The 18,998-nt window shown below is 49.3% G+C and carries 16 protein-coding genes and 2 riboswitches; of the genes, 12 read left to right on the top strand and 4 right to left on the bottom strand.

Annotation, left to right across the window (positions count from 1 at the left end; all coding sequences use genetic code 11):
- Positions 1-80: 80 nt before the first annotated feature.
- From HMPREF0980_RS05710 to HMPREF0980_RS05685, 6 genes are all read left to right on the top strand, one after another.
- The gene (locus HMPREF0980_RS05710; protein ID WP_049728122.1) at positions 81-1,592 is read left to right on the top strand and encodes a 4Fe-4S dicluster domain-containing protein; all 1,512 of its coding nucleotides are present in this window, start codon (positions 81-83) and stop codon (positions 1,590-1,592) included.
- Between the two features lie 183 nt (positions 1,593-1,775).
- On the top strand, positions 1,776-4,415 hold the full coding sequence (gene alaS / locus HMPREF0980_RS05705; RefSeq protein WP_049728121.1) for an alanine--tRNA ligase: 2,640 nt from the start codon (positions 1,776-1,778) through the stop codon (positions 4,413-4,415).
- 97 nt (positions 4,416-4,512) lie between these two features.
- A riboswitch (glycine riboswitch) is annotated at positions 4,513-4,623 on the top strand.
- Position 4,624: 1 nt separating this feature from the next.
- A riboswitch (glycine riboswitch) is annotated at positions 4,625-4,695 on the top strand.
- A gap of 122 nt (positions 4,696-4,817) precedes the next feature.
- Entirely contained in the window at positions 4,818-6,182 is a 1,365-nt protein-coding gene (locus HMPREF0980_RS05700; RefSeq protein WP_049728120.1) for an APC family permease, read from the top strand.
- 97 nt (positions 6,183-6,279) lie between these two features.
- A complete protein-coding gene (gene rpsU / locus HMPREF0980_RS05695; RefSeq protein ID WP_004054229.1) occupies positions 6,280-6,456 on the top strand; it encodes a 30S ribosomal protein S21 in 177 nt (58 codons plus the stop codon).
- 99 nt (positions 6,457-6,555) lie between these two features.
- Positions 6,556-7,149, top strand: a complete 594-nt coding sequence (locus HMPREF0980_RS05690; protein WP_049728351.1) for a putative ABC transporter permease — start codon at positions 6,556-6,558, stop codon at positions 7,147-7,149.
- A 186-nt stretch (positions 7,150-7,335) separates the two neighbouring features.
- On the top strand, positions 7,336-8,571 hold the full coding sequence (locus tag HMPREF0980_RS05685) for an aspartate aminotransferase family protein (protein ID WP_049728119.1): 1,236 nt from the start codon (positions 7,336-7,338) through the stop codon (positions 8,569-8,571).
- A 4-nt stretch (positions 8,572-8,575) separates the two neighbouring features.
- On the opposite strand, the gene HMPREF0980_RS05680 is transcribed toward HMPREF0980_RS05685, so the two are convergent.
- The gene (locus HMPREF0980_RS05680; protein ID WP_049728118.1) at positions 8,576-9,505 is read right to left on the bottom strand and encodes a cation diffusion facilitator family transporter; all 930 of its coding nucleotides are present in this window, start codon (positions 9,503-9,505) and stop codon (positions 8,576-8,578) included.
- Positions 9,495-10,076, bottom strand: coding sequence for a Maf family protein (locus tag HMPREF0980_RS05675; RefSeq protein ID WP_049728117.1), 582 nt, complete (start codon positions 10,074-10,076; stop codon positions 9,495-9,497). Before HMPREF0980_RS05675 ends, HMPREF0980_RS05680 begins: the two co-directional genes overlap by 11 nt.
- A gap of 135 nt (positions 10,077-10,211) precedes the next feature.
- Between HMPREF0980_RS05675 and HMPREF0980_RS05670 the strand changes: the two genes are divergently transcribed.
- Both HMPREF0980_RS05670 and HMPREF0980_RS05665 read left to right on the top strand, forming a co-directional pair.
- A complete protein-coding gene (locus HMPREF0980_RS05670; RefSeq protein WP_049728116.1) occupies positions 10,212-10,748 on the top strand; it encodes a prolyl-tRNA synthetase associated domain-containing protein in 537 nt (178 codons plus the stop codon).
- A 44-nt stretch (positions 10,749-10,792) separates the two neighbouring features.
- Positions 10,793-12,499 (top strand): ABC-ATPase domain-containing protein, encoded by a 1,707-nt coding sequence (locus tag HMPREF0980_RS05665; protein WP_049728115.1) that lies wholly within the window; start codon positions 10,793-10,795, stop codon positions 12,497-12,499.
- A 68-nt stretch (positions 12,500-12,567) separates the two neighbouring features.
- Here HMPREF0980_RS05665 and HMPREF0980_RS05660 read toward each other — a convergent pair whose 3' ends face one another.
- Both HMPREF0980_RS05660 and HMPREF0980_RS05655 read right to left on the bottom strand, forming a co-directional pair.
- Positions 12,568-13,839, bottom strand: coding sequence for a D-alanyl-D-alanine carboxypeptidase family protein (locus HMPREF0980_RS05660; RefSeq protein WP_049728114.1), 1,272 nt, complete (start codon positions 13,837-13,839; stop codon positions 12,568-12,570).
- 155 nt (positions 13,840-13,994) lie between these two features.
- The gene (locus HMPREF0980_RS05655) at positions 13,995-15,782 is read right to left on the bottom strand and encodes an aminopeptidase P family protein (protein WP_049728113.1); all 1,788 of its coding nucleotides are present in this window, start codon (positions 15,780-15,782) and stop codon (positions 13,995-13,997) included.
- Between the two features lie 110 nt (positions 15,783-15,892).
- On the opposite strand from HMPREF0980_RS05655, the gene HMPREF0980_RS05650 reads away from it, so the two are divergent.
- From HMPREF0980_RS05650 to scpB, 4 genes are read left to right on the top strand one after another with little or no spacing between them, the layout of a single operon-like run.
- On the top strand, positions 15,893-16,699 hold the full coding sequence (locus tag HMPREF0980_RS05650) for an HAD-IIA family hydrolase (protein ID WP_049728112.1): 807 nt from the start codon (positions 15,893-15,895) through the stop codon (positions 16,697-16,699).
- Positions 16,700-17,602: a metallophosphoesterase gene (locus HMPREF0980_RS05645; protein ID WP_049728111.1), complete on the top strand. Its 903-nt coding sequence runs from the start codon at positions 16,700-16,702 to the stop codon at positions 17,600-17,602.
- Positions 17,603-17,632: 30 nt separating this feature from the next.
- Complete coding sequence (locus HMPREF0980_RS05640; RefSeq protein WP_049728110.1) at positions 17,633-18,376, top strand: segregation and condensation protein A; 744 nt, start codon at positions 17,633-17,635, stop codon at positions 18,374-18,376.
- Positions 18,377-18,396: 20 nt separating this feature from the next.
- Positions 18,397-18,975, top strand: a complete 579-nt coding sequence (gene scpB, locus HMPREF0980_RS05635; protein WP_198146169.1) for an SMC-Scp complex subunit ScpB — start codon at positions 18,397-18,399, stop codon at positions 18,973-18,975.
- Positions 18,976-18,998: the final 23 nt, after the last annotated feature.

The raw sequence follows: 18,998 nt of genomic DNA, 5'->3' as shown, positions 1-18,998 counted from the left end.
CATATTGACAGCTTTTTAACGATTCAGTATAGTGTTGGCAGGAGTAAATTAGTGGAAGATATTCAGGAGGAAACTGCTTTATGATGAGAGGACTGGATACGACGGTCAGGAAGCTTAGAAGAAAAGTATTCGAGGAGGTTGCCAGGCTTGGGTTCAAGGCGAATGCCGAGACGCTGAACGACGATATGGAGGCGATTCCTTATAAGATGGTGAACGAGGACACGGCAAAGTACAGGGAGAGCGTATACAGGGCCCGTGCGGTAGTCAGGGAGAGGCTGAGGCTGGCTATGGGGCTTTCGCTGCGGCCGGAAAATAAGCCGGTCCATCTGACGGCAGGCGTGGAGTCGAGCAATATTTCGGACAAGTATTATGAACCTCCTCTCATGCAGGTGATACCTTCCGCGTGCGAGGCATGTGAAGAGCGGGGGTATGAGGTCAGCAATATGTGCAAAGGCTGCCTGGCCCATCCGTGCATGGAAGTCTGTCCGAAGGAAGCCATTTCCATGATAAAAGGCCGTTCCTACATAGATCAGGACAAATGCATCAAATGCGGGAAATGTAAATCTGTCTGTCCGTATGATGCCATCTCCAGGAAGGAGCGTCCATGCCAGAAAGCCTGCGGAGTCGGAGCGATTGAGTCGGACAACTGCGGGCGGGCCCGCATCAACAATGACAAATGTGTATCATGCGGCATGTGTATGGTAAGCTGTCCGTTCGGGGCCATATCCGACAAGTCGCAGATATTCCAGCTGGCCCGCGCTCTGACGGAAGGCGATGAGATTGTGGCGGAGATTGCCCCTGCATTTGCCGGTCAGTTCGGCGACAACATTACGCCGAGGAATCTAAAGGCGGCACTTCAGGAACTTGGGTTCTCAGAGGTATACGAGGTGGCGCTCGGCGCGGACATCGGAGCGGTGGCAGAGGCGCATCACTATGTCAATAAAGTGACGACAGGTGAACTTCCTTTCCTTCTCACTTCCTGCTGCCCTTCATGGGCTATGCTTGCGAAGAAGTATTTTCCGGACCTGATAGACCAGGTGTCGCAGGAGCTGACGCCGATGGTTGCCACGGCGCGGACGATAAAGCAGGAACATCCGGAAGCGAGGGTGGTATTCATCGGCCCGTGCGCGGCGAAGAAGCTTGAGGCGATGCGCAGGACCGTCCGCAGTGACGTAGACTTTGTCGTCACCTTTGAAGAGCTTCAGGCAATGTTTGATGCCAGGGATATTGACTTGTCAAAATACGAAGCAGAGTCGTCCTTCCACAATGCGACCGGAGCAGGGCGAGGCTATGCAGTTGCCGGAGGTGTGGCAGAAGCGATAGAGAAATGCGTAAAGGAATACTATCCGGGCGTGGACGTAAGCATCGAACATGCGGAAGGGCTGGCGGAGTGCAAAAAGACACTTGCACTTGCCAAGGCCGGTAAGATGAATGGCTGCCTCATCGAGGGGATGGGCTGTCCGGGCGGCTGCGTGGCCGGGGCCGGAACCAATATCCAGGTCGCCAAGGCGCAGAAAAAGATAAAAGAATTCGTATCAGCATCGTCAAAACGGCTGCCGCCGAAAGAATTAGAAGAGATAGAGTTGAAATAAGGGACAGGGCAAAATGAGTTTGGGACGGGGGAAAATTAATTTTCCCCGTCCCAAACTCATTTTGCCCTGTCCCCGCCCGTTGACAAACAGCCGGGTTCTCTTTATAATTAAGACTTAAGTATCAAATTGTCCCGGATGCCTGTGGCTGACGGGTATTTTGGATATAGAAGCAGGAGGGCATATATGCAGAAATACGGAGTAAATGAATTGAGGAAAATGTTCCTGGAATATTTTGAGAGCAAGGGACATCTGATAATGAAGAGTTTTTCGCTCGTACCTCACAATGACAAAAGTCTATTGCTGATTAATTCGGGTATGGCGCCGCTCAAGCCATATTTTACGGGGCAGGAGATTCCACCGAGAAAAAGAGTTACTACATGTCAGAAGTGTATCCGTACAGGCGATATTGAGAACGTAGGCAAGACTGCCAGGCATGGGACGTTTTTTGAGATGCTTGGAAATTTCTCATTCGGCGATTATTTCAAAAAGGAGTCTATCCGATGGACGTGGGAGTTCCTGACAGAGGTGGTTGGTCTTGAACCGGACAAGCTGTATCCGTCTGTCTATCTGGACGATGATGAGGCATGGGAAATCTGGAATAAGGATATTGGGATTGCACCAGAGAGGATTTTCCGTTTTGGCAAGGAGGACAATTTCTGGGAACATGGTTCCGGGCCATGCGGACCTTGTTCGGAAGTGTACTATGACCGGGGGCCGGCATATGGCTGCGGCAGTCCGGATTGTACGGTGGGATGTGAATGTGACCGCTATATGGAGATTTGGAACAATGTATTTACCCAATTTGACAATGACGGCAACAATAATTATACAGAACTGGAACAGAAGAATATAGATACCGGCATGGGGCTGGAACGTCTGGCCTGTGTCGTGCAGGGTGTGGATTCCATGTTCGATATTGATACGATCAAAGCGCTGAGAGACTATGTGTGCCGTATCACAAAGACGGAATACGGGCAGGACGATGAGACCGATGTGTCCCTGCGAGTTATCACCGACCATGTACGTTCGGTGACCTTTATGATATCAGACGGAATCATGCCGTCTAATGAAGGGAGAGGCTACGTGCTGCGCCGCCTGCTGCGCCGTGCATGCCGTCACGGACGGCTGCTGGGCGTGGAAGGAGAATTCCTCGTAGAGCTGGCACAGACTGTAATTGATGGTTCCAAAGACGGATATCCGGAACTGGAAGAGAAGAAAGACTTTATCTTCAAGGTGATTGCCAAAGAAGAGGAACAGTTTAACAAGACGATCGACCAGGGGCTGACCATCCTTGCCGAGATGGAGGCCGAGATGGATAAAAAGGGAGAAAAGACACTGTCCGGCGGACATGCCTTTAAGCTGTATGATACGTATGGATTTCCACTGGATCTTACAAAAGAGATTCTTGAGGAAAAAGGATTGTCCGTTGATGAAGACGGTTTCAAGGCGTCTATGGAAGTACAGCGAAGGACAGCGAGAGAGGCAAGAGAAGTGACAAACTATATGGGCGCGGATGCAACGGTGTATGAGTCCATCGATCCGGGTGTCACATCAGAGTTTGTCGGCTATGACAATCTGTCGTTTGAGTCTGGCGTGACCGTTCTCACGACGGAAACGGAGATTGTGGATGCATTGTCTGACGGAGAGAAGGGAACTGTATTTACAGAAAAGACGCCTTTCTATGCCACAAGCGGCGGCCAGGAAGCTGATAAAGGTTATATACGTACTGCAGACGGGGAATTCCGCGTAGAGGATGTCGTAAAGCTTCTCGGCGGAAAAATAGGACATGTCGGCTATGTGGCAAAGGGAATGATTAAAACGGGCGATACGGTTACGCTTGAGGTCGATAAGGAAGTCAGGGCATTGTCTGCAAGAAACCACAGCGCGACACATCTGCTTCATAAGGCGCTTCGTACGGTTCTTGGGACGCATGTAGAGCAGGCCGGTTCCTCTGTAAACGCAGAGCGGCTCCGTTTTGACTTTACCCATTTCTCTGCATTGTCAAAAGAAGAATTGAGGCAGGTAGAGGATATCGTCAATCGCCAGATAATGGCCGCGCTGTCAGTCAAGGTGGAGAACCTGCCGATTGAAGAGGCGAGGAAGACAGGCGCAGCAGCACTCTTCGGGGAGAAATACGGTGACATCGTCCGTGTCGTAAGCATGGGAGACTTTTCAGTAGAGTTCTGTGGGGGAACACATGTGGAGAATACCGGCGTCATCACCGCATTCAAAATCATTTCCGAGACAGGAGTTGCAGCAGGGGTTCGGAGGATTGAGGCATTGACATCCAAGGGTCTGCTGAACTACTATGATGAACTTGAGAGAAGACTTGTGGAGGCGGCAAAGCTTGTCAAGGCTGCTCCAGATAAGCTGGCGGAAAAGATTACGCATCTCCAGGCGGAAAATAAAGCGCTTCACAGTGAAGTGGAAAGTCTCAAGAGCAGATTAGCCCAGGATGCCATGGGAGACGTGATGAATCAGGTTGTAGAAGTGAATGGTGTGAAGCTCCTTGCGACTAAAGTAGAAGGGGTGGATATGAACGGGCTCCGCGACCTGGGTGACCAGCTGAAAGAGAAGCTTGGAGACGGGGTGATAGTGATAGCGTCCGCCAGTGATGGAAAAGTAAATCTCATGGCTACCGCCACAAAAGGAGCCATAGACAAAGGCGCCCATGCAGGCAATCTCATCAAGGCAATCGCGGGACTTGTAGGCGGAGGCGGAGGCGGCCGGCCGAACATGGCTCAGGCCGGAGGCAAGAATCCGGGCGGCATCGATGACGCAATTGCCAAAGCAGGTGAAGTGCTGGAAGGGCAGTTATCATAGATTGCAGACTTCATTGTCAGAAGATTAACGTCATAAAAATAACTATGGTTGACAAATTCAAATGGTACACATATACTGATAAAAGAATAAAGCCAAGTGAAACGGCGAGGAAGATTTCTGTCTGTTTTTCAGCAGAAAACCGATGAAGCAATTGGAAAGCCACCTAATCTTTCCAAGAAACTTTCAGGTTCAGGTACCCGCCGTGGATGGAACTCTGGAAAGAGCCTTTAAAGGCCACCGTAGAAGTAAAGCTTTCAGGTAAAAATACAGAGGGTATAGGATACACTATAAGTATGCCTATACCCTCTTTTGTATTGTCTGAATAGTGTGAGAATCTTCATAGGGGTCAGACCCCTGTGGACAAAGGGGTCTGACCCCTATGAAAATTTAAGGAGAATGATTATGGAGCAGAAAAGGGAATTGAAGAGAAATTTAGGTGTGGCGACTGCCATGGCTTTGGTTGTCGGCTGTGTTATCGGATCCGGCGTGTTCTTTAAGCCACAGGCGATTTATACGGCTACAGGAGGAGCACCGGGTCTTGGCATGATTGCCTGGGTCATTACGGGTCTTGCGAGTATTGCGGCTGCCCTTACCTTTGCGGAAGTGGCAATCATGATACCGAAGACGGGGGGTATGGTGGCGTATCTGGAAGAAATTTATAATCCGGTTGTCGGGTTTCTGGCGGGATGGGTGCAGACGATTCTTTTTTATCCGGCCATGATATCGGCACTTGCAGTCGTTTGCGCGCAGCAGGCAGGGCTTTTTATCGGGGATGGCTTTACCGTGCCGCTCGCAATAGGCATCATCATACTGATTATATTTTTGAATAATCTTGGCTCCAAAGTCGGCGGGAGCATACAGGTCGTATTTACGGTATGCAAATTGATCCCTCTCGTTCTGCTGATGGTTTTTGGATTTGTAAAGGGCAGCGGCGCCAATCCGATTTTCAGCCCTATGGTAGGAGATGGTCTGAGTCCCGCAGTCGTACTAGGACAGCTTATGGTTGCCATATTATTTGCCTTTGAGGGCTGGACCGGTGTCGGCGCGATTGCCGGAGAGATGAAGAATCCAAGCAGAGACCTTCCGATTGCGATTGTCGGAGGAGTATCCGTAATCATGGGCGTATATTTCATCATCAACATCGCGTACCTGTGGGTACTGCCGGCAAGCGAACTGGCATCCCTTACGGCACCTGCATCAGCGGTAGCTCTGAAGGTCTTCGGTGACATCGGCGGGAAGATCATATCGGTAGGAATCATGATATCCGTATTCGGCGCCTGCAACGGTTTTGTCCTGTCTGGTTCCAGGGTGGCGTATTCCCTGGCGGCGGAAGGCAATTTCCCATTCAGCAAAAACCTTGCAAGGCTGAACAACGCACAGGTTCCAACGAATTCCATCATCCTTGTCGGGGGAATCGGCTGTGTCTATGCTATCAGCGGACAGTTCAACCTGCTCACGGACCTTGCGGTATTTTCAAGCTGGACGTTCTACACCTTGACTTTCATCGGCGTAATGAAGCTCAGAAAGGACCGTCCGGATGCGGTGAGGACCTACAAGGTTCCGCTATATCCGGTTGTACCGATTATTGCGGTTGTCAGCGGAGTGTACGTCATCGTCAACCAGCTGTTCATGTCAGGCCTGCAGTCTACGGTACTTTCCGTGGGCAGTATCATCATCATGCTGGTGGGACTTCCGGTATATGCTGTAGTTAAGAAAAATAAGGATAAGAAAAAAACTACAGCAAATGCGGAAAAAATATTGACGTAGTAGAAATATGTGATATAATCTTATGTAGTGCAATAAATATACCCGAACAGTCGTATGGTGCACAATATAGGACTGGAGGGAGGTTAGGTGTGAGTCTATGTCAAATGTAATCGTTAAAGAAAACGAGACGTTAGATAGCGCTTTACGCAGATTCAAAAGAAACTGCGCCAAAGCTGGCATTCAGCAGGAAATTCGTAAAAGAGAACATTACGAAAAGCCAAGTGTAAGACGTAAGAAAAAGTCTGAAGCTGCTAGAAAACGTAAGTATAACTAATATGTGCAGATAAATAGAGTGTTGGGGTACAACACTCTATTTTTACGTTGATGGAACATGTCGGTAGAAATACTCAGGAAGAACAGTGAGGTGGTAAAGATGTGGTGGAACAAAGTGATATTTGGCTGGAGTGCGTATCATGTCGTGCTGTGGTTCCTCGTGTACAGTATACTCGGATGGTTTGTAGAATCGGTCTATATGTCATTGTGCAACCGTAAAATTACAAACCGCGGTTTCGCTAGATGCCCGGTCTGCCCCATCTATGGAGTCGGCGCGCTGACCGTTTTTTTCATGCTGCAGCCATACAGCGAGCATCCGGTGAAGCTGTTTTTCATGGGAATGCTGCTTGCTACATCCATAGAATTTATAACAGCAGGTATCATGAACAAGATATTCGGCGAGATATGGTGGGATTACCGCAGGAAACCGTTTAATTATAAAGGAATCATATGTCTGGAAAGCTCTATCGCCTGGGGGTTCTACACGCTTGCGTTATTTGCGTTCCTCCAGAACATGATAGTCGGGATTGTGGATGTAATCCCTGTTATGATAGGAAAAATAGGCGGAACCATCGTTATTGTCGTCTATGCGGCAGATTTCTTCATCACCTTATACCGGGAGAAGAAAGAAGATATACCTGACCGTGTATGGCAGGTAAAAGACAAGCTGCTGGACAAGCTGTCTAAAGAATGATGGAAATATGTCACTTATGGCTGCTTTAGAAACCGCTATTGACGAAAAGCCAGGGAAGGTATATACTGATAATGTCACAGACGAAGACGTCGTATTTTAAATACGGCGTCTTTTTGCGTGGCTGCAGGTATTTGGCCTGCAGGAAACAATAGAAACGGCCCGGCATATGAAAGTGAGGAGATTAGTATGAGACTGAGGGATACGGGACTTACGGCCAGAGAACTGAAAGCTCTGACAGACAAGTACATGGTAGAGACTTATCCAAGATATGATTTTGTCGCAGAGCGGGCAGAAGGCATGTACCTCTATGATGAAAAAGGGAATGCCTACCTTGACTTTTACGGAGGAGTGGCAGTCAACAGCGCCGGCAACAGAAACGAGAAGGTTATACAGGCAATCAAGGAGCAGGCAGACGATATCGTACATACGTTTAACTATCCATATACAGTGCCTCAGGCGCTGCTTGCCAGGAAGATATGCGACACGATAGGAATGGATAAGATATTTTACCAGAATTCGGGTACGGAAGCGAATGAGTGTATGATCAAGATGGCAAGAAAATACGGTACGGATAAATATGGAAAGAACCGTTATCATATCATCACCGCAAAAAATGGATTCCACGGGAGGACGTATGGAGCCATGTCGGCGACCGGACAGCCCAATAGTGCCATACAGCAGGGGTTTATGCCTGTGGTACCTGGTTTTACTTATGCAGAATTCAACAATCTGGACGATTTTGCCTCTAAGGTGACTCCAGATACGATAGCTGTCATGATAGAGCCTGTACAAGGAGAAGGAGGCGTGCATCCTGCGACGCAGGAATTCATGACAGGGCTCAGGAAGCTCTGTGACGACCATGAGATGCTTCTGTTGTTTGACGAGGTACAGACAGGCTGGGGGCGGACAGGGACAGTGATGGCATATATGGGGTATGGTGTCAGGCCGGACGCGGTGTCCATGGCAAAGGCTATGGGAGGCGGCATGCCTATCGGAGCATGCTGTGCAAGGAAGGAAGTTGCCGAGGCCCTCGGCACAGGAAGCCATGGTTCCACTTATGGAGGGAATGCGCTTGCATGCGCAGCCGCGCTGGCTTCCATATCAGAGATTCTGGATAATGACTTGAGCGCAAATGCGGCAAAGGTAGGAAAATACCTGCAGAAGAAGCTTGCAGCCCTGCCGCATGTAATAGAAGTGAGGGGACGTGGACTGCTGTCAGGATGTGAATACGATATTCCGATTGCCGGGGAAGTGAAACGGGCAGCTCTGAAAAGACGGGCATTGATTACAGCCATCGGTGACAGCGTCAACAGGATGATTCCACCGCTGACAGCCACAAAGAGGGATGTGGATAAACTCACGGACATTATGATAGAAGCCATTGAAGAGGCGGCAGGAGGACAGACGGCCAAAGCGGGTTAAGCAGCTAGGCGTCATGCCCTCTGTCCTCTGTAATTTCAATATCTGGTAGGAGTTCAAAATAGAAGTCCTGAAATTCTTTTGCCAGTGCCTGATTAATAAGATTCTGTACAATCTTAAAGCGGGAGATGGATATCTCGTCCCGGTCAAATGTAATATATACGCTGATCCACAGCTTTCTGCCTGTCCGGACGATATCAAAGTACAGCCTGTCGTATCCGTACGCGTCCAGAACCGGTGTGATAATCTCTTTGATGCGGCAGACTGTCTCTTCCTCGGGGGGAAGCAGGAACAAGTCTCTGAGCCCTGTTATGACAGTACGGACAGGCACAGGCAGCATGAAGAGGGAAAGTACGACTGCTATGATCTGATCCAGATAAGGGGTGACCGCTGCAAAGGAGTCTGAGGTGATAACCGCAGGCAGGAAGAAGGCAAATGTCATTCCAAGCGAAGCAGCCGCATCAATCCTCCATTCCTGAATCTCCATGCTGACAATCGGAGAAGAAAGCCTGGCGTTCATACGGCGCAGCAGGACGATGACAGCGACGCTCAGGACGGAGGCAAACAGTTCGAAATATGCGATGGTAGAAAAGCTGACATGGCGTCCTCCGTGCAGCATAATCTGTATATTATTTACAATCAGGCCTACGGTCACCGAGGCCATGATGGTGCCCTTTACAGCCATGAACAAAGACTCTATCTGCATATAGCCGAAGGGCCTTTTTTCGCTTGACGGCTTATAAAGCAGCGGCACGAGGAACAGAGAGAAGAATATCATAAGCAGTTCCACGCCGTCGTAAAGTGCGTCAAGAAGTACGGCCTGTGAACTTGTGTACACAGCCATGATAAACTCCAGTATGACAAAGACAGTTCCGCCGGCCAGTGAGATTTTCAAGGCTGATTTTTCATGTTTCTGCCTGTGCATATCAGTGCTCATGGCATATACTCCTGGATAATTCATGGTACAGACGCGCTATCGGCAGACCGACCACATTGTTATAGTCACCGCTGATACATTTTACATGGATGGCAAAAGGCCCCTGGATGCCATAGGCTCCTGCTTTGTCAAATGGATCTCCTGTCATGATGTAGGACTGCAGCTCCTGGCGGGTAACAGGATAGAACGTTACATCCGTCTTTTCATAAAAAGTTCGGATATCCGGTGCATTGACGCTGCCCGTTAAGAGGGATACCCCGGTATAAACCTGATGGGTACGGTCCGCCAGCAGGGAAAGCATGTCATAGGCTTCCTCAGCACCGGAAGGTTTCCCAAGTATCTCGCCATTGTATACGACAACCGTGTCTGCACCGATTACAGTGCACGCCTCCCCCGGCAGTGCCTTGAATACGTGCAGCGCTTTCTGGCGGGCCAGGTTCATGACAATATCCGGGGGATTGCCTCCGGATATTTTTTCTTCTATATCGGCCGGCATAACGTCAAAGATGAAGCCGGCCTGCGTTAATAATTCCTTTCTGCGCGGCGAAGCCGAAGCAAGAACATATTTCACAACGCATACCTCCTCTTTGAAATCTGAATTTGCATTTATTATATCACAATACGGGTTTATTTTTTTACAGATTTGCTCTATAATGTAACTCGTGATGACAATCTGAAAGAGAATAGAAATAATGGAGGAATGAATATGTACATCAGTGAGATTACGACGACGGCCCCGGACGACGAGAGGATGCCGCTGGAGCGCAAAATGTATGAGACGCTTGACAAACTGAAGATTCCGTATGAGCGTGTGGATAATGATCCGGCGGCGTCTATGGAAGAATGTGCGGCTGTGGACAGGGCGATTGGCACGGAAATCCGTAAAAATGTATTTCTCTGCAACCAGAAGAAGACTACATTTTTCCTTCTTGTCATGCCTGCGGATAAAGCGTTTGACACGGCGTCATTCAGCAAGAAGCTCGGCGTATCGCACATGTCGTTTGCACCGCCGGAAAAGATGATGGAACATCTGGGCACGACTCCGGGTTCCGCAAGCGTGGCAGGTCTTCTCAACGACGAGGACGACTATGTGCAGGTGATTGTGGATAAGGAAGTGGCGGAGAGCGAATGGTTTGGCTGCAACCCCGGCATCAATACGAGCCATCTGAAGTTCAAGACGAAGGATCTGCTCACTAAATTCCTGCCACACGTGCATCACAGGGCAAGAATCGTTGAGTTGTAAAGGCAGCATGGATCATCAATCATATGGGTAAGGAACAGAAGAGTATGAAGTCAGAATCAGATTTAAAACAGTTGTTATATAGTATAGATCACAAAGGTTATCCGGCGTATAAGGGGACGAGGGGAAGCTACCGTTTTGGAAAGTATGAATTGTCTATAGACCATGTCCAGGGAGACCCCTTTGCGGCTCCGTCCAGGCTGAGTGTCAGAGTACATGGCCGCATGGCAGGATTCCCGGTAAGGCTGTATGATGAAATGCACAAACGCGTTGCACTGCAGGATTATGTGACCAGGCAGTTTGCGGCACAGGCGGCGCGCTATACGTTTCAGGCCAAAGGCTCGGGAAAAAGTGGAATTATCTCAGTGACACGCTGCGGCCAGGAAGTTCTGGAACGCACGGCCTGCACAATAGACGGGCAGACCGGGGATGTCACCGTGCGTTTTGAAGTTGGTTTCCCGGCTAACGGCCGGACGATTAACGCAAAAGAGCTGATTAAGATCCTTTATGATTATCTGCCGGCCTGCGTGGAAAAATCAATGCTGTATGGGAATTTAAACGCCCGGATGGTAGAAAAGGTTATGGAACTCAGCGTGGACCGGGAATTTATTCTTGGTGAACTGGACCGGCTTGGACTTGCAGCGTTTGTCGCTAACGGTTCTATACTTCCAAGAGAGTCAGGTGTGTCACAGAAACCGATGAAGGAAGCTGTCGCATTCGTCTCGCCAGCATCGCTGGAGGTTACGCTTGAGCTGCCTTTTAAAGGTAAGATTTCCGGGATGGGAGTCCGAAAAGGGATTACGCTTATCGTAGGCGGTGGCTATCATGGAAAGTCCACGCTTCTCAAAGCGCTGGAATCCGGGGTATATCCACATATAGCCGGAGATGGCAGGGAGTATGTCGTGACAGACTGCTCTGCGGTAAAGCTCAGAGCGGAAGACGGAAGGAGCATCAGACATACGGATATCTCCATGTTCATCAATGACTTGCCGAACGGGAAAGATACGAAAGCATTTTACACGGAAGATGCCAGCGGCAGTACGTCCCAGGCAGCCAATGTAGTGGAGAGCCTGGAGGCAGGGGCGAAAGTATTTCTCATAGACGAAGACACGAGCGCCACGAACTTTATGGTCCGGGACGAATTGATGCAGCAGGTGATTCACCGCGACATGGAACCGATTACACCGTTTATAGAGCGGGTAAGGGATTTGTATGAGATGTATGGTATCTCTACTGTCATCGTAGCGGGAAGTTCCGGGGCTTATTTTCAGGTGGCAGATGATATCATCCAGATGGACCGGTATGTGCCGAAAGAGATTACGCAGGCGGCAAAGGCGGCAGCCGAAGAATATCCGAGGCTGGAGCTGCCGGCGGACAAGCCTCAAATGCCTGGATTCAACAGATTTGTCAAAAACAATCCGGGATTGAAGCAGAAAGGGCGTATCAAGATAAAGACGCTTGGAAAAGACGGCGTGCAGCTGAATCATGACACGATTGACCTGCGTTATGTGGAGCAGCTGGCTGATACAGAACAGCTGACGTGCCTTGGCTACATCGTAAAACATATGGAAGAGTGCATGATGGACGGAAAGACAACGATACGGCAGCTTGTAGAACAGCTGGCATCCGATTTGGATAAAATGGGACTCAAAGCAGTCTGCGACGAGTCATATCTTCCGGGCAATCTGGCACTGCCGAGAAGACAGGAAATCTACGCTTGCCTGAACCGTTACAGACGGTTGGGGACACGTTAAAACGAATTGGGGACGGTAGGTTTTTTAAAAACCTCCGTCCCCAATTCGTTTTAACGTGTCCCCACTGCCTATAGCAGCAGATCATTCAGTGCGTCTTTCAGCGCACTCTGATAACTTACTTCGTCGACCGTTTCTCCGGCAATGATATCCTTGCTGCCGATTTCTTTTCCTGCCAGATAGTATTTCATCTCTCCGATTTTAGTTCCTTTTTTAATCGGGGCTTTCAAGTTCTTTTTCAATATTTTTTTCTTTTCAATGCTGTTCAGGTCAGCCCCGGTTGTGTCTATGTAGGCAAATGGCTCTATCTGTTCTGCCTTGATTTTCTTTTTCACTCCCCGGGTGAGTGGGGCGGGCTTGATAGAGGCGACTTTTTCTTCTTCGTATTTGTTGCATTTCCCGAACCCATAATTCAGCAGCGTGGTTGCATCGCTGAAGCGGGCTTTATGGTCGGGGGCAGCCATTATGACAGCAATCAATTCCATGCCGTTTTTTTCTGCAGTGGCTGAGACACAGTATTTTGCTTTGTCTGTTGACCCTGTCTTCAGGCCTGTCGCGTATTCATACTGGCGCACGAGCTTGTTAGTGTTAGTCAGCCCAAATTCTGTAGTTCCCTTTTTGGTTGTATGTGTTATGTTTTCCATCCATATCATGGAATAGTCCCGGATTTGCGGGTATGTAGTAATCAATTCGCGGGACATCAGCGCGATATCCCTGGCTGTCGTGAGATGTCCATCTGTATCCAGGCCATTACAGTTTACGAAATGTGTATTGTTCATGCCAAGCCCTTTGGCGCGTTCATTCATATTTTTTACAAATTCCTCTTCGTTTCCGCATATGTATTCCGCCATTGCTACGCAGGCATCGTTGGCCGATGCCACAGCGATACATTTGATCATCGTGTCGACGGTCTGAGTCTCACCAGGCTCCAGGAATACCTGAGAGCCTCCCATGGAAGCAGCAAATTCCGATGTAGACACAGAATCCTCAAGCTTGATTTTTCCGTCCTTCAGAGCGTCAAATATGAGCAGCAGTGTCATGATTTTTGTCACGCTGGCAGGCGGGCGCTGCTCATCTGCTTCTTTCTCGTAGATTACCTGTCCGGTCGAAGCTTCCATCAGGATAGCCGACGGCGCGGAGACGGTGAGGCCGGAAGCAGTATCCTGCCCGGCGCCGGAATCCGATTCGGTGTCCGTGCTTTCATCCGCGCCGGCATCACTGTTTGGTTCCTCGCTCTGGCCGGTGTCCTCTTCGTAGAGGAGGATGTTGTCCGGCGGCGCGGCAAGAGCGACAGACTGGGTACATAAAAATACGCATATTAGTAGAGCAAAGAATCGCTTCATTGGCAACTCTCCATATAGATTCTATTATTACCAGTGTAGTGGATAAGGAGAGAAAATATGACCTGGGACAGGGTAAAAATAAAAAGGGACACGTTAAAACGAATTGGGGACGGAGGTTTTTTAAAAAACCTCCGTCCCCAATTACCTTAAGAAATTTAAATTGCTCTTGTGTATTCTTTCAGCCATTCCTTTTCGTCTTCGTCCAGATGTGGTGAGACGATGTCGTATACTTTGGCGTGGTATGCATTCAGCTCGTCTTTGTCTGCCTGCGACAGCAGCTCCGGCTTGATGGCGTCCAGATCTATCGGCACATATGTGATCGGCTCGAAATACAGGAACTGCCCGTATTCTGTACAGTTGCCTTTTCTTACGACCATTTCATTCTCGGTGCGGATGCCATGGGAACCTTCGATATACAGTCCGGGCTCATTTGTGATTACCATGCCGGGCTCCAGCGGATGCTTTTCTTTCTCGCGGATAGCGCAGCGGAAGCCGGTCGGGGCCTCATGGATATTCATCAGATAACCCACGCCATGACCCGTTCCGTGATTGAAGTTCTGACCGCGTTCCCAGAGCGGCTGCCTAGCGAGCACGTCCAGATTATAGCCCGTAGTACCATAGAGGAACACTGCTGCGGCCAAGTGCAGGTTGCACTTGAGGACTGCCGTAAAGTCTTCTTTCATGTTGTCCGGGATATTGCCAAAGGCAAATGTTCTGGTGATATCAGTGGAACCTTCGTAATATCCTCCGCCCGTATCCGTAAGGAAGAGAGAACCTTCCTTCAGCGGTACGTTTGTCTCAGGCGTGGATGTATAGTGGACGATGGCTCCGTGTTCGCCGAACCCACAGATTGGCTCAAAACTTTGCCAGAGGTAGCCTTCCTGTTCTTTTCGGAACTCTTCCAGTTTATCTGCCGCGCTGAGCTCGGTTATCTCGATCTTGCCGATATTTTTCTTCAGCCAGTACATGAACTTTGTGACAGCCACACCGTCTTTAACATGCGCATTGACAATATTCTTAAGTTCCGTATCATTTTTCATAGCTTTCATAAGAATCGTCGGATTAATCTGCTCCACCACTTTAGTACCCTTTGGAAGGTTGTTATACAAAGCATAGTTGAGCCTGGAAGGGTCTACCAGCACGGCGTCGCTTTCTTTGAATGACTTCACATCCTCATACACCGCGTCGTAAGGATGGATGGAAATGTTGTCTGCGGCCAGCTTTGCCTTCATATCTTCCGTCAGCTTTCTCTCATCGATATAAAGCTTCATGTCTTCCATGGTGATGACAGCGTAGGAGAGAAGAAGTGGGAAATATTCGATATCATTGCCGCGCAGGTTCGTCGTCCAGCACACGTCGTCCAACGCCCCGATAACGTGTATGCCGGCCCCTGCAGCCTTCATGGCTTCACGGATGCGGATGAGCTTGGACGCGGTAGATTCTCCGGTATACGCCTCCTCGAGCGCGAATGCAGGCTCCTCTGACAGCGGCGGACGGTCTTCCCATATCCTGTCAACCAGGTCCTCGGAATAATCAATCCTTCCATTCTTAGGAGCGACAGCAGCTTCAAGGGCCTGTCCTTCCCCCATAGCAACGACACGACCGTCAAACCCCAATGTCCCGTTTTCAGGCAGCGCTTCCGCAATAAACTCTTCTACAGAAGGAACGCCAGGATTCCCCATCCTGAACAGTTTGACGCCGCTTCCATCCAGCTGCTTTTCAGCCTGTATAAAGTATCGGCCATCGGTCCACAGGCCTGCTTCGGTCGGCGTGATGACAGCCGTCCCGGCAGAACCTGTAAAGCCTGTGATAAATGCCCTTGCCTTGAAATGTTCCCCAACATATTCGCTCTGATGGCAGTCGTCCGTCGGCACCATGTAGATGTCGAAGCCTTTTTCTGCCATCAGTGTACGCAGAGCAGTGAGCCTTTCTCGTATATTCATGTTAAAACCTCCCTTTTGTTATAAATGTCTCTAGTATAAAATTCTAACATATATGTTTGCAAATTCAAAGGAATAATTATATAATTATCACGATATAAAAGGAGAAAAACATGTTAAAAGATAAAAAGTATTTCTTGTTTGATATAGACGGAACACTGGCTGTAGATGACGTCCTGTTTGACGGGAGCAGAGAGCTGATTGGGCATATCTCATCTATTGGCGGCCGTTCCTTCTATATTACGAACAATTCCACAAAAAGCAGAAAAGATTATATGGCCGGCTTTCAGCGATGGGGCATCCAGACAGACGAGGACCAGTTTATCACGGCATCATATGCCACCTGCCGGTATCTGAAGGAGCACTACTCCGGCAAGAAGCTCTTTATCATGGGAACCCCGTCCTTTGTAGAGGAGGTAAAGGGCTGTGGGTTTGCAGTAACAGAGCAGGCAGAGGAAGATACCGCGTGCGTGGTGGTCGGATTTGACAGGACGCTTTGTTATGAAAAGGTAGAAGAGGCCTGCAAGCTGCTGTTCCGTCCTGAAGTGGATTATGTAGGCACGAACCCCGATTACCGGTGCCCTGCATCCTTCGGCTTCGTCCCGGACTGCGGGGGAATATGTGAGATGCTCGATGTGACGGTGGACAGAAAGCCTTATTATGCGGGGAAACCGAACAAAGAGATTGTGACCATGTGCATGGAACAAGTGGGCGCTGTGCCTGAGGAAGTGCTTGTCGTGGGGGACAGGCTGTACACGGATATCGCCTGCGGCATTCGGGCAGGGGTGGAGACCGCTCTCGTGCTTACCGGCGAAGCGCAGGAGGAAGATCTTGACGGCACAGAATTCAGACCGGATTATGTATACAAGGATATCCGGCAGCTATACGAAGACTTCATCAGGCAAAGGAGAACAACATAAGTGACTGTCATACTATTTACAGGAATCGTGATATTGCTAGGTACCCTGCTGGAAATCTGGCGGGAAACGCATACGTTCAGAATGACAAGATATCAAGTGGCATCCCCTGCGTTCAGCGGCCTTTCGCGAGCCCTCAGAGTGGTATTCTTGAGCGATATGCACAATAAGACATACGGACCGGGCAACAGCAGGCTTTTGGACGCGGTGCGCAAGGAGCATCCGGATCTGATTCTCATAGGAGGCGATATGCTCGTCGGAAAGAGGGGGGCAGGGTTTCGCCCGGCGCTTCACTTCATAAAACAGCTTGCACATATCTGTCCGGTATACTATGCCGACGGCAACCACGAACAGCGCGTAAAAGAGAGTCCCGGAAAATATGGCATGGACATGGGGGCATATGTTAAGGAACTAAGGGAAGCGGGAGTGCATTTCCTGGAAAACGAATTTGTGTGCATGGAGCCGGCGGGCATACCAATCCGCATCTATGGCCTCTCTCTGCCAAGCCGCTGCTATGGGCGGTTCAAAAAGGCAGCGCTTCGGACGGAAGACATGACGAACATGATTGGGAGGCGTGGCAGGGGATGCTATAATATACTGCTTGCACATAATCCTGGCTATGCCGATGTATACAAAGCGTGGGGGGCAGACCTCATATTGTCAGGACACTATCACGGAGGAATCGTCCGCATTCCCGGTCTGGGAGGAATCATCGCCCCCGGTTTCTTTCTCTTTCCAGAGCACTCGGGTGGAAAATATATAGAAGGGGATTCGACCATCATAGTGAGCAAAGGGATTGGCAGCCACACGCTGCCGGTCAGGCTGTTTAATCCTGCCGAAGCAGTGGTTTTGGAATTTTGCAAAGAAAACTTGTGCAAACGGCCTCCAGACTGTATAATAAATTAGTTGTGACAGAATAGGACAGAAGGAGTATATATGGGTATACCAGTTAAGCTGCAGGTGTTCGAGGGGCCGTTGGACCTTCTGCTGCATCTGATTGACAAGAATAAAATCGACATATATGATATTCCGATAGTAGAGATAACGAACCAGTATATGGAATATATCCGGGCCATGGAGAAGGAAGACCTGAATGTGATGAGCGAATTCCTTCTGATGGCGGCAACGCTGCTCGATATCAAGTGCCGGATGCTGCTTCCAAAAGAAGTAAATGAAGAGGGCGAAGAAGAGGACCCGAGACAGGAGCTCGTTGAACAGCTGCTGGAATATAAAATGTACAAGTATATGTCCTATGAGCTGAAGGACAGGCAGGTTGACGGTGAGATGGTGCTCTATAAAGATCCGACTATTCCGGAAGAAGTTCTGGAGTATGTAGAGCCGGTAGATATGGATGCATTGCTCGGGGATCTGACGCTGGTGAAGCTGAACCGTATATTCAAAGATGTGATGCGCAGGCAGGTAGACAAGATCGATCCGGTCCGCAGCACGTTCGGGAAGATTGAAAAAGAAGAAGTCACGCTTCCCGAGAAACTGGACTATGTGACGGATTATGCCAGGATACATAAGAAGTTCAGCTTTCGTGAGCTTCTGGAGAAACAGTGTTCCAAAGTGCAGCTTATCGTAACATTTCTTGCAGTCCTGGAACTGATGAAAGTCGGAACGGTCTTCATCGAGCAGGAGCAGCAGTTTGATGACATAATCATAACATCCGTGTTATAGATGTGAGTGGGAAAGGTAGTATGGAAGAAGTGGAGATTCGTAAGTTAGAAGGCGTGATAGAGGCCATTTTATTTACCATGGGAGAATCGGTGGAGCTCGGCAAGATAGCATCTGCCATTGAACATGATGAAGATACGACGAGAAAGATTATCCGTCAGATGATGGTCCGGTATGATGAGGAGGACCGTGGAGTACGTATCATTGAACTGGAAGGCTGTTTTCAGATGTGTACGAAGAGGGAAATGTACGAATACCTGATCAAGATAGCAAAACAGCCGCGCAAATTCGTCCTGACGGATGTTCTGCTGGAAACGCTGTCGATCGTGGCGTACAAGCAGCCGGTCACGAAGCTGGAGATCGAGAAGATCAGAGGGGTCAAATCAGACCATGCGGTCAATAAGCTCGTAGAGTATAACCTTGTGTGCGAGGTGGGCAGGCTGGACGCCCCGGGACGTCCCCTTCTGTTCGGGACGACGGAAGAGTTCCTGCGCAGGTTCAGCATCCAGTCGGTAGAAGAGCTTCCAAGCCTTAACCCTGAACAGATGGAGAACTTCAAAACAGAAGCGGAGGAAGAGATACAGCTCAAGCTGGATGTATAACGGCCACTGACTCAGGATGAAAA

It is taken from the genome of Dorea sp. D27 (assembly GCF_001185345.1).
In the GTDB taxonomy this organism is placed as follows: Bacteria; Bacillota; Clostridia; order Lachnospirales; family Lachnospiraceae; genus Extibacter.
The sequence above is the reverse complement of the archived record's forward strand: the minus strand, read 5'-3'. Positions and strand labels throughout refer to the sequence as shown.